Below are 13573 nucleotides of genomic sequence, written 5' to 3'. Positions count from 1 at the left end.
GCGGCGTGAGCGCCGTTCGCCGCGGGCTGGTGCTGGTGTTGGCCCTCCTGCTGGTCCCGGTGGTGCTGACCTCATGCACCTGGCAGGGCATCGCCAACGTGCCGCTGCCGGTCGGGCGCGGCACGGGGGCCCACCGGATGACCATCTACGTGCAAATGCCAGACACGCTGGCGCTCAACACCAACAGCCGGGTACGAGTCGCCGACGTGTGGGTCGGCACGGTGCGCGCAATCGCCCTGAAGAACTGGATCGCCACCCTGACGCTCGACCTCAATCCGGACGTACGGCTGCCGGCCAACGCGACCGCCAAGATCGGCCAGACGAGCCTGCTGGGCACCCAGCACGTCGAGCTGGCCGCGCCGAAAAACCCGTCGGCGCAACCGTTGCGGAGCGGCGACACCATCGCCCTGAAGAACTCGTCGGCCTACCCCACCGTCGAACGGACCTTGGCGAGCGTCGCGGTGATCCTCAATGGCGGCGGCCTGGCGAACCTCGACGCGATCCAAACCGAGGTCGTCAACATCCTCGACGGTCACGCCGGCCAGGTCCGCGAATTGCTCACCCGGCTGGACACATTCGTCGCCGAGCTGAACCGCCAGCGCGACGACCTCATCCGCGCCATCGATTCGACCAACGAGCTGCTGACGATCGTCGCGAACCGGGACGACACCCTGGAAAAGGTGCTCACCGAAATCCCGCCCTTGATCCAGCATTTCGCCGACACCCGCAATCTGTTCGCCGACGCCACCGAATCCCTGGGACGGTTCAGCGACGTCGCCAACCGGGCGCTGGCCGATACCCGGCCCAACCTGAACCGGAGCCTGCAATCGCTGCAGCGGCCGCTCAGCCAGCTCGGCCTGGCTTCGCCGTACGTGGTCGGCGCGCTGAAACTGGGCCTCACGGCGCCGTTCAACATCGACCACATCACGCAGGTGATCCGCGGGGACTACGTCAACCTGTCGCCCGTACTCGACCTGACGCTGTCCAGCCTCGACAACGCGATGCTCAGCGGAACGGGATTTTCCGGGGCCCTGCGGGCGCTCGAGCAGGCGTGGGGTCGCGACCCGAACACCATGATCCCGGACGTGCGCTACACGCCCAACCCCAACGACGCCCCGGGCGGGCCGCTGGTGGAAAGGGGTGAATGAAAGATGTTGCCCCGCATCGTCAGAACGCAGCTGGTGGTGTTGGCCGGGGTGGCGGTGGCCGCCGTCCTCGTCTTGGGCTTGTACTACCTGCGGCTGCCCAGCCTCGCCGGCGTCGGCCGTTACATCGTGTATGCCGAATTGCCGCAGTCCGGCGGCCTTTACCGCACGGCCAACGTCACGTACCGGGGCATCACCATCGGCAAGGTCACCGGTGTCGAGCCGACCGCGCGGGGGGCGCGCGCGACCATGAGCGTCGACAACCGTTACCAGATACCGGCCGATGCATCGGCGAATGTGCACTCCGTCTCGGCGATCGGCGAGCAATACATCGACCTGGTGTCGACCGCCAACCGCGGTCCGTTCCTGCGAAACGGGCAGACCATCACCAAAAGCACGGTGCCCAGCCAGATCGGCCCGGCGCTCGACGCCGCCAACCGCGCGTTGGCGGTGTTGCCCAAAGAAAAGGTGCAGTCGGTCCTGTACGAGGCGTCACAGGCCCTGGGCGGGCTGGGGCCCGCGCTGCAGCGGTTGGTGGACGCCACCCAGGCGATCGCCCACGACTTCCGGGGCAGCATCGGCGACGTCGACGACATCATCGCGCGTTCGGCGCCCGTCATCGACAGCCAGGTCGATTCCGCCGACACGATCAGGCGTTGGGCGGCCAACCTGAACACGTTGACCGCGCAAGCCGCGCAGCAGGATCAGGCGCTGCGCAGCATCCTGGCCAATGCGCCGCCGACCGCCGAGCAGGTGAACGCCACGTTCAGCGACGTGCGCGAGGCGCTGCCGCAGACGCTGGCCAACCTGGAGGTCGTGATCGACATGCTCAAGCGCTATCACAACGGCGTCGAGCAGGCGCTGGTGTTCTTGCCGCAGTCGGGCGCCATCGCCCAGTCGGTGACCGCGAACTCCCCCGGGCAGGCGGCGCTCGGCGTCGGCGCCATCGCGCTCAACCAGCCACCGCCGTGCCTGACCGGCTTCCTGCCCGCGTCGGAGTGGCGCGCCCCGGCCGACACCAGCGGCGCGCCGCTCCCGGCCGGGACCTACTGCAAGATCCCCATGGACGCGACGAATGGGGTTCGCGGAGCGCGGAATTACCCGTGCGTCGACGTGCCCGGCAAGCGGGCGGCGACCCCGCGCGAGTGCCGCAGCACCGAGCCGTATGTGCCGCTGGGCACCAACCCCTGGTACGGCGACCCCGACCAGATCCTCACCTGCCCGGCGGCGGCCGCGCGCTGCGACCAACCGGTGAAACCGGGTCAGGTGATCCCGGCGCCGTCGGTCGACAACGGCCAGAACCCGCTACCCGCTGACCGGCTGCCGGGCACCCCGCCGCCGGTCAGCGATCCGCTGCAGCGGCCGGGCTCGGGCACGGTCCAATGCAACGGCCAGCAGCCCAACCCGTGCTTCTACACCCCGAGCGCGCTGCCCACCGCGCTGTACGACGTGCGGAGCGGCAAGGTCGTCGGGCCCGACGGTGTCGTGTATTCCGTTGCGAATTCGACCCATATCGGCGACGAGGGCTGGCAGCAGATGCTCGGACCGGCGGGCTGAAACGCCTACGCCTTTTCGTCGGCGTCGCCCCGGGCATGTGCCCGCCATTTCCGAAACCCGTGCCGCGCCGCGAACGCGCCGACGATGGCGCTCACGCACCACACCGCGATCGCCGCATACGCCAGCGGCGACGACAGGTGCCTGATGGATGCGCCCAGCGCGGTGTAAGCGAAAGCCCTTGGCGCCGAACCGATCAGCGACCCGACCGCCATCTGCCACAACGGAACCCCGAACGCCCCGAACGTGTAGGACGCGAGGGCGTCGGAGATGCCCGGGACGAAGCGCTGACCCACGACCGCCCACAGCCCGCCGCGTTCGATCACCGCGTCGATGCGCTCGGCGCGTTGCTGCCCAAGCAGGGACCGCGCGCTGTCCCGGCCGGCCCGGCGGCCGACGCGGCTCGCGACCACCGCGGTGCCGACTGCCGCGCCCAGCGTTACGAAGACCCCCAGCAGCGGACCGAACAGCATTCCGCTGCCCGCCGCCAGGATCGAGCCCGGCACGAACAGCGCGCCGAGGACCGCCGACACCACGGCGTAGGCCAGCGGCGCCGCCGGTCCCGTCGCCGAGACCGCGCGCCGTATCGCCTCGATGTCGATGACTCGCGCGATGGCCACCAGGTAGAACATCGTGGCCAGGAACGCGGCGAACACCGCGAGCCGGATGATGTGGCGGCGCCGGGATACAGGTGGGAATTCCTCGTTGTCGACCATGCTGTTGGCAATTCTTCCGCACCCGGCAGTGACCAAGGCGCGTTCCTTGCTTGTCGGTCCCCGGCGGGACACTCGGTTCGGTCGACGCGATGCCGGAGATCGCGTCAGAGGGGACAGGATGCTATGGGAAACAGGGCGAACTTCGTCGTCGTGCGGGATCGGAATTGGCAGCTGTATTACTCACATTGGGCGGGCTGTCGCATACTCGATGCGCTGATCGGCGGCCCTGAGCTGGCGCTGCGGTATGCGCAATCACTGCGGCGTTGCCGCAAGGACGAGTGGGTCGATCCGCTGTGGGCTGATGGCGGCGCGGTTGTGGATCTCGATCATGGCCGGGTGTTGTTCTTCGGCGAAGAGCTGATGGTGGAAATGAACGAACGCCGGGCACTGATGGGCGTGCTGGCCGCGGTATGGCCGGGTTATTCCATCGGTTGGGCATACGACGGAACAGCCGAACTCGCGGAATATGTGGGCGCCGAATTGCCGCCGCACAGCTTGGACAGCCAACCAAATCTCCGGATTGCCGACGATCGAAACGCGCTGTGTCATCTTGTTTCTGTGCTCGATGGCACGGGACAGCTCCGCATGTGGCCGCTGTGGTGGGACCTGAGCATGGCGTGGCACGGACCCGCATTGCTGGGCAGGCTACCGGGCCGCGGCGTTCAGAGCTTGGCGCTCGGCGAGATCCCGGAGGGCGGCGTACATATCGACGTTCCGCGAAAGACGCTGGGAGCGTGGCACACCGCCGACACCATGGGGATTTTTCAGGCCCTGCCGGAGCTATGGAGTGGATGGCGGACTGAATGCTGGGAGGACGGTTTCGAGGAACAGGCGGCTCGATGCGGAAGCGCCTTGCGGCTTCCGGAATTGGATCTTGCCGACGGGATCGACAGAGCTCGGGCGCGGATCCGCAGTCGGGTGTATCAGAGATTCACGGACAGTCCGGCAGGGCAGGTGCTCGAATTGTCGAAGCTGCTCGCACCCATCGGGCCCGGTCTCGTGGTGAGCGACGATGCGCTCGCCAAGTCCGGAGCCCTTCCGCGCGACTCCGAGTGGGCGCGCTTCGTCGAGGCATGTGACTTGTACGGGAGGGGCCACGCTGAATCGGCCTGAACAGACTGCATCAGTGCGTCATGATGCACTGATGCTAGGATTAATTGTGCGCACAACCGTCGATTTGCCGGACGACCTGCATCGGCAGGCGCTGGCGATCGCGCGAGACACCCACCGCACACTGAGCCAGACCGTTGCCGACCTCATCCGACGCGGCCTGGGAGCGGGCGGCACCGCCACGGTCGCCACGGATTCGAGGACCGGACTGCCGTTGGTGAGCGTCGGCACGGTTGTCACCTCTGAGGACGTGCGCTCGTTGGAGGATGAGGAGTGACGGCGCTGCTCGATGCGAACGTCCTGATCGCGCTGGTCGTCACCGAACACGTGCATCATGACGCCGCAACGGATTGGCTGGCGTCGTCCGACGCGAGCTTCGCTACCTGTCCGATCACACAGGGAAGTCTCGTCCGGTTCCTGGTGCGGATGGGCCAACCCGCGGCGACGGCACGCGACGTCGTCCACGCCGTCGCGAACGCAAAAAACCACGAATTCTGGCCCGACAGTGTCTCTTTCGCTGATGTGACGGTCGGTGGTGTGGTCGGCCACCGACAGGTGACCGACGCTTACCTCGCCCAACTGGCGCGCAGTCACAAAGGTCAGTTGGCGACCCTTGACAGTGGCCTGGCGCACCTGCACAGCGACGTCGCGATGCTCATTCCGACGGCAACTGACCTCCTGCGGCGGAAAGGTCAGCGAGCGGTCTGCAGCCGGCGCGCCAGCCCGCTCGCCCGCACCGCCCGCCGTCCGATCGCGGCGCGCACCGACGGCTCCGAACCGACCACCCGGACCTTCGACTTGGCGCGGGTCACCGCGGTGTAGAACAGCTCCCGAGTCAGCAACCGCGAATCCTCGGGCGGCATCAGGACCGTCACCTCGGCGACCTGGCTGCCCTGGCTCTTGTGGATCGTCATGGCGTGCATGGTCTCGATGTCCGACAGCCGGCTGGGGGCGAAGTCCAGGGGTCCGGTGGCGCCGGCGATGACGGCCCGCAGCCCGTCGGGGCCGGCCACCACCACCCCGGTGTCGCCGTTGTAGACCTTGAGCCCGTAGTCGTTGGCGGTCACCAACAGTGGCCGGCCGGCGTACCACGCCGAGAACGCGGGCTGGCCGGTCTCCTCGGTGAGCCAGCGCTCCACTTGCCGGTTCCAGTGCGACACCCCGTACGGACCGCGCCGGTGCGCGCACAACAGCCGGTGCTCGTCGAGCGTCGCCAACGCCGCCCCGGCGGCGCCGAGCACCGCGGCCTCCCGCACCCGCAGCGCGTGGGAGACCAGCACGTCGCGCATCCGGTCGGCCGGGTGGTCGGAGTCGATCCACTCGACGTGCTCCCCGCCGGCACGCAGCAGCGCCACCACCCGGTCGTCGTCGCCGGTCCGGATCGCCTCGGCCAGCGCGCCGATCGACTCGCCGAATCGGTGGGGCGTGCGCAGGGCGGCCACCCGGATGTCGCGGCGGGCGGCCAGCCCCTCCACCAGGTCCGCGAGCACGGCGCCGGCCTCCACCGAGGCGAGCTGGTCGGGATCGCCCACCAGGATCAGTCGGGTGTCCGGGCGCACGGCCTCCAGCAGCCGGGCCATCATGGTCAACGACACCATCGACGTCTCGTCGACGACGATCACGTCGTGCGGCAGCCGGTTGCCGCGATTGTGCTTGAACCGCACCGACGTATCCGGCCGCGCGCCGAGCAGCCGGTGCAGCGTGGTGGCCCGCAGGCCGGCCAGCCGCGCCCGGTCCGCCGCGTCGTCGAGATTCTCGACCTCGGCGGCCACCGCCTCCGCCAGCCGCGCCGCGGCCTTGCCGGTCGGCGCGGCCAGCGCGATCCGGGGCCGCGGAACTCCGGCGAGCTCGGCCTGGCCGACCAGCAGCGCCAGCAGCCGCGCCACCGTGGTGGTCTTGCCGGTGCCGGGGCCGCCGGTCAGCACCGTAACCGCCTGCGACAGCGCGATTTCGGCCGCCGTTCGTTGCTCGTCGTACCGTGGCGACGGGAACAGCCGCTCCAAGGCGGGCACGCCGCCCACCGACCCGGATACCGAGAGCGCCAACAGGTCGGCGCACACCTGCTCCTCCTCGAGCCAGTACCGATCCAGGTAGAGCAGGTCACCGAACAGCCGCAGCGCGGGCGGCGATCCGAGCAGCGGGCTGGCCCGCACCGCGGTCAGCCAATCGTCGGCGCCAGGCCACGGCAGCTCGGCCATGCCGAGCTGCGCCGCCACCGCCCGCAGGTCCACACACACCGAACCGCCCCGCAGCGCGCGCACCACTAGGGCGATCGCCAACGCCACCCGCTCGTCGGGCTCGCCGGCGAGCGCGGTAAGGCGCTGCGCCACATGGACATCCGCCGCCTCGAAGACGCCGGCATCGCCGAATGGCCGCAGCAATCCATCGATCGCCTGCACCGTCACGCGGCCGCCCTCCCCGCGTCGAGCAGATCCGACAACCCCGCAACCAGGGACGAGGGCGGGCGCCAGCTGAACACCCCGGACGGATGACCGTCGACGAGAGGCGTGTCCGCCCCGCACATCCCGCGCACAAAGAGGTAGAGGACACCCCCGAGATGCCGGACGGGATCGTAGTCGGCCACCCGCCACCGCAGGAACCGGTGCAGCACAACGCTGTACAGCAGCGCCTGCAGCGGGTAGTCGGAGTGCAGCATCGCTTCGGCGAGCCGCGGCCGGTCGTAGTCCGCGGACGTCAGCGGCCGCTCCAGATCACCGAGCCAGTTGGTCTTGTAATCCACCACCACATAGCGATGCCCCGCGCCGTCGGGAATGCGCAACACGGCATCGACCGAGCCGGTGAGGTAGCCGCGCAACGACTGGCCGCCCAGCACCGGGCCCGTCAACCGATCGGCGTAGGAGGCCAGCGCATCGCCGGCGGGCAACTGCTCGCGCAACAACGCCCCCACATCCGCCAGCAGAATCTCCGGCGCCGCCACCCGCAGGTCGCCGCCGGCTAGCGGAAACTCAAAATCCAACTCCCGCAACCGATCCCGCAGGCCGATCTGCCGCAGCGTCAAACCGCCGGCCAGCGGGCCCAACGGGGTGTCGTGCATCGGCACCAGCGCACCGGCCAGCACCTCGGGCGCCACGTCGACCGGCCACCACACCGAGTGCTTCCGAATCTGGGCCTCCAACTCGGTCGCCAGATCGGCGGCCAGCGGGTCGGCGGTCTCCAGCACCGCGTGCACCAGGGTGCCGAACCTCGCGCCCGTCGGCAGGTCTGCCATCGGCGAGGGCAGCTGCAGCCCGGAGGCGTTCTCCGACAACGGAACTGCGCCGGATTCGTCGTCGAGCTCGGTGATCTCGGGCTCGCTGCTCACCCCGGCCGAGACTGAGGTTTCCGTCACCCGGATGAGACCCGAGTAGGACGTGCGCCGCCAGTCGGTGTCGATGGTGCGGTGGAAGTGGCGGTAGTCCAGGTCCGACGACACCGGCTCGGGCGGCATCGACGGCAGGGCCCGGGCCACCACCGACTCCTCGATCACCGGGCCGCCCGCCGCCTCCCATTCCCGCAGCCGCGCCAGCGCGTCGTCGTCGGAGATCTTGGCGGGCTCACAGCGGTCCGGGACGAACGACTCGCCCGGCCGGCGGCCGCGCAGCAGTCGTGACAAGCCGCCGTTGGGCTCGTCGTAGGCCGGCGACCACCACGCGACCACCTGCGACTGCGCCCGGGTCATCGCGACGTAGGTGAGCCGGCTCGCGTCGCCGGCGTCCTCCTGGCGCCCGAGCGTCTCGACCCTCGGGAAGTCGGGAGTGTCGCTGCCCCCGACGTGCAGGCAGCGCACCCTCTCGTCGTGGAACAGCACGATGTCGCGTTTCGGCACACTGCGGTTGAATGCGAACGGCAGGTACACGATCGGGTACTGCAGCCCCTTGCTCACGTAGACGGTCATGATCTGCACGGCGGCCGCGTCGCTGTCGAGCCGCCGGTTGCGTTCGGTCGAGCCGCTGCGTTCGTCGCGCTGGCGGCGCAGCCAGTCGCGCAGCGCGGGCAGGCTGTAGTGCTCGCGGTGCGCGACGTCTCCCAGCAACTGCGTGATGTGTGCCAGGTCGGTCAGGTGGCGCTCGCCGTCCTGCCAGGACAGGACGCGATCACCCATGCCCAGCAGCTGCGCGGCCTCGAAAATCGCGGCGACACCGCGTTCGCGGGCATGCCCCGCCCACTCCCGCAACGTTTCCGCGACGCGGTCGGTCAGCGCATCACCGCCGGCCGCCAGCGATTCCGCGGTCTCGCCGAAGAACATCGTTGCCGCCGCGGCGCGGACCATGCCGGGACGGTGCGGCTGATCGAACGCCTCCAGGAGGCACAGCCAATCCTCGGCGGCGTCCGACGTGAAGACGTCGGAGTCGCCGGTGTACACCGCCGGAATGCCTGCATCGCACAGCGCCCGAAAGCAGGCGGCGGCATCCTTGTGCCTTTCCACGATCACGGCGATGTCGCGGGCCTGCAGCGGCTCACCGTCGAATGTCGCCCCGGCCGCGAGCAGGGCGTGGATGTCGGCGGCCAGGTCGGCGCCGATGTGCCGCCGCAAATCCTCGATCGGCATGTTCGCCAAACCCCTGCGGCCCAACGCCGTTCGCGGCACCACCCGCAACCGGAACGGATTGTTGTGGGGGGCACCGGCAAGGCGGTGACCCTCATGGTGCGCCTCGACTTCGCCGACCACGATCGCGGGGTCGCCGAGCTGGGCGCCGCGGAGCACCACCTGCAGGCGTTGCACCAGCGCCGCGTCGCTGCGCCAGTTGGTGCCCAGCGTCTTCTTCTCGCCCGCGGTCTCGGCCGCCCGCAGGTAGGTGTCGATGTCGCCGCCGCGGAACGCGTAGATGGCCTGCTTCGGGTCACCGATCAGCACGACGGTGGAGCGCCCGCTGAATGCACGATCGATGACCTGCCACTGCACCGGGTCGGTGTCCTGGAACTCGTCGACCATCACGATCGGCCACCGTTGATGCATCCGCACGCGGGCGGGCGAATCGTCGGTGGCCAGCGCGTCCGCCAGCCGGCTCAGCAGGTCGTCGTAGCTCAGAACGCCCAACTGCCGCTTGCGGGTATCCAACTCGGCGAGAACATCTTTCGCGAATGCGACGCGCACCGCCGCCCGCGAGCCGGGTTCGGGGTTTAGCGGCCGCAGCTGCGCCGACGGGTTGTTGGCCACCTCGCGCGCGAGGCGCAGCGCGTCGCGGTAGGCCAGCGGCGGATCCTCGCGCTGCTGGCCGAAGTGGGACAGGTACAGATCGTCGACGATCTCGGTGACGAGCTCGTCGAGGCTCTCGATCAGGGTCACGTTCGCGGTGGTGTCGCCGGCCACGCCGAGCGAGCGCAACACCAGCTGGCAGAACTGGTGGGTGGTCGCGATGGTCGCCGCATCGAATCCGGCCAGCGCGTCTCGGAGCCGCTGCCTGCGCGCCGCGCGCTCGTCGTCGGTGCCGTCCAGCAGGTGGGCGACCAACTCGTTGTCGCCGGCCAAGCGCGGGTCCTCGAATGCCGTTACGGCGGCGACGATCTGACACCGCACCCGCTCGCGCAGTTCCTGGCTGGCGGCCCGGCCGAAGGTGATGAGCAGCATCTGGTCGAGCGTCGCCGCGCCGTCGGCGAGGTAGCGGGTCACCAGCCCGGCCAGCGCGAAGGTCTTGCCGGTTCCCGCGCTGGCCTCCAGCACCGTGGTCGAGCGGTCGGCGGGCAACGGGCCGAGCAGGTCGAAGCGCTCCATCTAGGTCGGCCTCCGCTCGGCGCGCAGCATCGGCAGCCAGAGGCGGGCGGCGTAGGCGCCGAGCCGGGTGTCTTCGCCGTCGTGCTCCTCACCGGGCCGCGGCGCCTGCATCAGGTCCTCCAGCCGCGCGTTGCGGCCCCAGGCCCGCACGTGCGCGGGGGCCTCGTTCTCGCCCGGATAGTTACCGGATTTCCAGCGATATTCGGCCTCGCGGACGGGGTCGTCACCGCAGTGCCGGGCGGCCGCCCAGGCATAGGATGTCTTGACGGGCAAGGGAATCGGCTCCCGACGCCCGGCGTCGTAGATCGCCACCAGGTCGCGCAAGACATCGACGGGATCGCCCGCCGGCCGCCCCAGCCCCTCCTCCCGCGGCGTGGTGCCCCGCCGGGCGCGGCCGAGGCACACCGCCGTCCAGTCGCGGCCTGGGTCGTGAGCGATCAACGCCAGCAACGGGATCCACGACTCGAGCAGGTGCTTGCCGTCCAGCCTGGAATAGGTGACCGACACCAGGCGATCGCCGTACACGGGCGACACCGTGCCGGTGAGGCGGCGCCCGGGGCCGAGCTCGACGTCGACGTCGTAGGCCCGTGCGTCCGCCCGCCGCTGCCGCCGCGCTGCGGTCGCGAGCAGGGCGGCCTGATCGCGAATCTCGGCCGCCTTGCGCCAGCCCAGCTGGCCCGGCGGCAGCGTGCCCCGGCGCCACTCGGCCTGGCGCGCGTCGTCGGGCGTCATGCCGCGCAGGATGTCGCCGAGCATCCGGTCGCCGACCGTCCACTCCTCGAGTGCGTTGAGGTCCACGGGCATGGCGTCCTGCACCCCGTCGACGTCGCGGGGCAACGTGAACTCCAGGGCGCGGAAGAAGCCCTTCACCGGATCCTTGAAGAAGTCGACGAGGTCGGCGAGGATCACGTCGTCGGGCGGCGGTGGCGGCAACGGCCCGGAGATGAACGGGGGCCGCTCGCCCCGTTGGCCGCCGGCCACCCGCGCCGCGCGCAGCACGGTCTTGTCGAAGCTGAACGGCACCTTTGGCACCAGCGCGCCGGGCTTGACGTTGTCAATGTCGAACGGCTGCAACGGATGCTCGACGAGGACGCCCTCGCGAACGCCGCCCGGCACGGTCATGTCGAGGGTGTCCAGCAATTCGGCCAGTGGCACCGCCGGCGGGCGCGGCTGGCCGGAGTATTCGTTGGCGCCGGTGTAGGTGATCACCAGCTTCTCGGTGGCCGCCCCGATGGCGTCGAGCAGCAATTGCCGGTCCTCCGAACGGATGTCGCGTTCACCGGTCATCGGGTTGCGCGCCAGCACGTCGTCGCCGTCGACCACGCCCAGGCGCGGGAAAACCCCGTCGTCGAGGCCGACGAGGCACACCACCCGGTGCGGCACCGAGCGCATCGGCACCATCGTGCACACCGTCAGCGTGCCGGTGCGGAAGTTGGCCCGAGTCGGGCGTCCGGAGAGGTGCCGGTCGAGCAGGGCGCGGACGTCGGGCAGCCGCAACACGGTGTTCGCGCGCGTGCCGGCGTCGGCCAGCACCTGGGCGAACTCACGCTGCAGCTGGCTGGTCTGCCAGAGGTCCGAATCGTCGACGCGGGCCAGCAGGGTGATGCCCTCGGTGAGGGCGGCCAGCCACTCGCGCAGCGGCCGCGCCCCGGTGAGCGAGTCGACGACGTGTTGCAGCCGGCAGACGAATTCGGCCAACTGCCCGGCCAACTGGACGCGGTTGCTGCTGACGTCGTCGAGGGGAAGGGTGGCGTCGATCCAGGCGTGCGAGTCGTCCGACATCGCGACCCCGGTCAGCACCCGGTCGATGCCGAAACGCCAAGTGTTGTGCACGAAGTCGACGTGATACGGCCGCCGGTGCTCCTGGTCGAAGCCCCACCGGATGTTCGCCTGCCGGACCCAGCGGGCGATGGCCTCCAGGTCGTCGTCGGTGAAGGCGAAGCAGGCGCGCACCGGTGCGGCCTCGGCGAAGTCGAGCACCTCGCTGGCGGTCACGCGGCTGCCCGCCAGCGCCAGCAGCTGCGCGGCCACGCCGAGCAGCGGATTGGTCTGGATCGGCGAGCGGTCGGCAAGCCGCACCCGCAGGCGGTGGGCGGGATGCGCGCCGTGCACCACGTCGCCGAGGCCAAAGTCGGCGACGATCAGCGCCGCGTAGGTCTCGATGTCCGGGCACATCACCAGGATGTCGCGCGGCTGAAGCGTCGGGTCGTCCTGCAGGAGGCCGAGCAGCACCTCGCGCAGCACATCGACCTGGCGGGCCGGGCCGTGGCAGCTGTGTATCTGGACGGAGCGGTCGTCGGCGGCGAGCTTGCGCCCTTGGGGCCGAACGGCATTGGCCGCGATGTCGGATTGCAGCCAGCCGAGCAGCGTGGCGGGGCGCCCCGGGCCGGGAAGATGTTCGTCGGTCCGCGGATCCGTCGGCAGGCTGCGTTGCAGCTCGCGCAGGTCTCTCCCGAGCGTCGCCAGCAGCGGATGTCGCACCTCGCGGTGGCTGACGTCGGCGCGGCGGGGAATCGCGCCGTGGGCGCCGGGCAGCGCCCGCCATAGTTCGTCGCTGGGATGCGGCAGCCACAGGTGCAGGTCGTGGTGGGTCGCCAGCGCGTCGAGCAACTGCACGTCGGTGCACGCCAGGCGGGTGTGCCCGAACAGCGACAGCCGCGCCGGCAGGTCACTCGGCCCCTCCCGCAGCCGCCCGACGGTCTTTTCGTGGCGCACGTGCGGGGGGTCCGCTTGCACGCGCCCGACCAGCGCCCGCCACAGTTCCGGCTGCCAGCGCAGGTCCTCGTCCAGGTTTTCCGCGTCGCCCGCCAGCCAGTCGGCGAGCAATTGCGGCCGTTGCCGGGCGTACGACGCGAACAGTCCCGCCAGCCGGCGCGCCGTCGCATACCGTCGGGCTTGGCGCAGCTCCGACTCCTCGCCGGTGTGGAAGTGGCCCAAATGCGTTGCCAGCGTTACGCACCACGGCTCGTCGAGGCTGCAGTCGATGACCTCCAGCAGCGGCCACGTCATCGCCTCCGGCGCCCACGGGTCGTCGTCGACGGTGCCGGTGATTTCCGCTATCAACGATGCCGGACTGCGGAACGCCACCCCCGCGCACACCCCGTCGCCGCCGCCGGGCCCGGCCCCCAGCACGTGCGACAACCGCTGAGAAAGCCAGCGCTCCACGCCGCGCGCGGGCACCAGCACCAGCTCCTCGGCGAACGGGTCGGCCTGGGGGTTGGCCAGCAGGGCGCCGAGAGCGTCGGCGAGCAGGTCGGTGCGTTCGGCGCGGTGGAGATGGAGGGCCATTGCGCTGCCACCATAGAACGCCGCACCGACGGGCGGGGATGATTCTG

The 13573-nt window shown here is 70.2% G+C and carries 8 protein-coding genes and 1 pseudogene; 5 read left to right on the top strand and 4 right to left on the bottom strand.

All coding sequences use genetic code 11. The annotated features are described in order from the left end of the window. Nucleotides 1-5: 5 nt before the first annotated feature. Both A5712_RS11830 and A5712_RS11825 read left to right on the top strand, forming a co-directional pair. A complete protein-coding gene (locus tag A5712_RS11830; protein WP_082973401.1) occupies nt 6-1148 on the top strand; it encodes a virulence factor Mce family protein in 1143 nt (380 codons plus the stop codon). Between the two features lie 3 nt (nt 1149-1151). Then, on the top strand, nt 1152-2702 hold the full coding sequence (locus A5712_RS11825; RefSeq protein ID WP_068104670.1) for an MCE family protein: 1551 nt from the start codon (nt 1152-1154) through the stop codon (nt 2700-2702). A 5-nt stretch (nt 2703-2707) separates the two neighbouring features. On the opposite strand, the gene A5712_RS11820 is transcribed toward A5712_RS11825, so the two are convergent. Then, nucleotides 2708-3415 (bottom strand): TVP38/TMEM64 family protein, encoded by a 708-nt coding sequence (locus A5712_RS11820; protein ID WP_068104668.1) that lies wholly within the window; start codon nt 3413-3415, stop codon nt 2708-2710. A 123-nt stretch (nt 3416-3538) separates the two neighbouring features. Between A5712_RS11820 and A5712_RS31930 the strand changes: the two genes are divergently transcribed. The 3 genes and pseudogenes from A5712_RS31930 to A5712_RS31925 all read left to right on the top strand — a co-directional run. Continuing rightward, nucleotides 3539-4528 carry a hypothetical protein gene (locus A5712_RS31930; RefSeq protein ID WP_231982108.1) on the top strand — a complete coding sequence of 330 codons (990 nt, stop codon included), beginning with the start codon at nt 3539-3541 and terminating at the stop codon, nt 4526-4528. 46 nt (nt 4529-4574) lie between these two features. Further along, nucleotides 4575-4802 carry an antitoxin gene (locus A5712_RS11810; RefSeq protein WP_068104666.1) on the top strand — a complete coding sequence of 76 codons (228 nt, stop codon included), beginning with the start codon at nt 4575-4577 and terminating at the stop codon, nt 4800-4802. Further along, nucleotides 4799-5197, top strand: a pseudogene (locus tag A5712_RS31925) (TA system VapC family ribonuclease toxin); the annotation flags it as partial. The gene A5712_RS11810 and the pseudogene A5712_RS31925, both read left to right, overlap by 4 nt. A 20-nt stretch (nt 5198-5217) precedes the next feature. Here the strand turns inward: A5712_RS31925 and recD are convergent. From recD to recC, 3 genes are read right to left on the bottom strand one after another with little or no spacing between them, the layout of a single operon-like run. After that, nucleotides 5218-6930, bottom strand: a complete 1713-nt coding sequence (gene recD, locus A5712_RS11805; RefSeq protein ID WP_068104664.1) for an exodeoxyribonuclease V subunit alpha — start codon at nt 6928-6930, stop codon at nt 5218-5220. Beyond that, nucleotides 6927-10238, bottom strand: a complete 3312-nt coding sequence (gene recB / locus A5712_RS11800) for an exodeoxyribonuclease V subunit beta (protein WP_068104662.1) — start codon at nt 10236-10238, stop codon at nt 6927-6929. Before recB ends, recD begins: the two co-directional genes overlap by 4 nt. Continuing rightward, nucleotides 10239-13526, bottom strand: coding sequence for an exodeoxyribonuclease V subunit gamma (gene recC / locus A5712_RS11795; protein WP_068104660.1), 3288 nt, complete (start codon nt 13524-13526; stop codon nt 10239-10241). Nucleotides 13527-13573 lie beyond the last annotated feature (47 nt).

It is taken from the genome of Mycobacterium sp. E2327, assembly GCF_001672675.1.
In the GTDB taxonomy this organism is placed as follows: Bacteria; Actinomycetota; Actinomycetes; order Mycobacteriales; family Mycobacteriaceae; genus Mycobacterium.
The sequence above is the reverse complement of the archived record's forward strand: the minus strand, read 5'-3'. Positions and strand labels throughout refer to the sequence as shown.

Excerpts from the sequence above, each read along its gene's own strand:
- A5712_RS11825 (WP_068104670.1), top strand. The coding sequence starts at position 1,152 with ATGTTGCCCCGCATCGTCAGAACGCAGCTGGTGGTGTTGGCCGGGGTG.
- A5712_RS11820 (WP_068104668.1), bottom strand. The coding sequence starts at position 3,415 with ATGGTCGACAACGAGGAATTCCCACCTGTATCCCGGCGCCGCCACATC.
- A5712_RS31930 (WP_231982108.1), top strand. The coding sequence starts at position 3,539 with ATGGGAAACAGGGCGAACTTCGTCGTCGTGCGGGATCGGAATTGGCAG.
- recB (WP_068104662.1), bottom strand. The coding sequence starts at position 10,238 with ATGGAGCGCTTCGACCTGCTCGGCCCGTTGCCCGCCGACCGCTCGACC.
- recC (WP_068104660.1), bottom strand. The coding sequence starts at position 13,526 with ATGGCCCTCCATCTCCACCGCGCCGAACGCACCGACCTGCTCGCCGAC.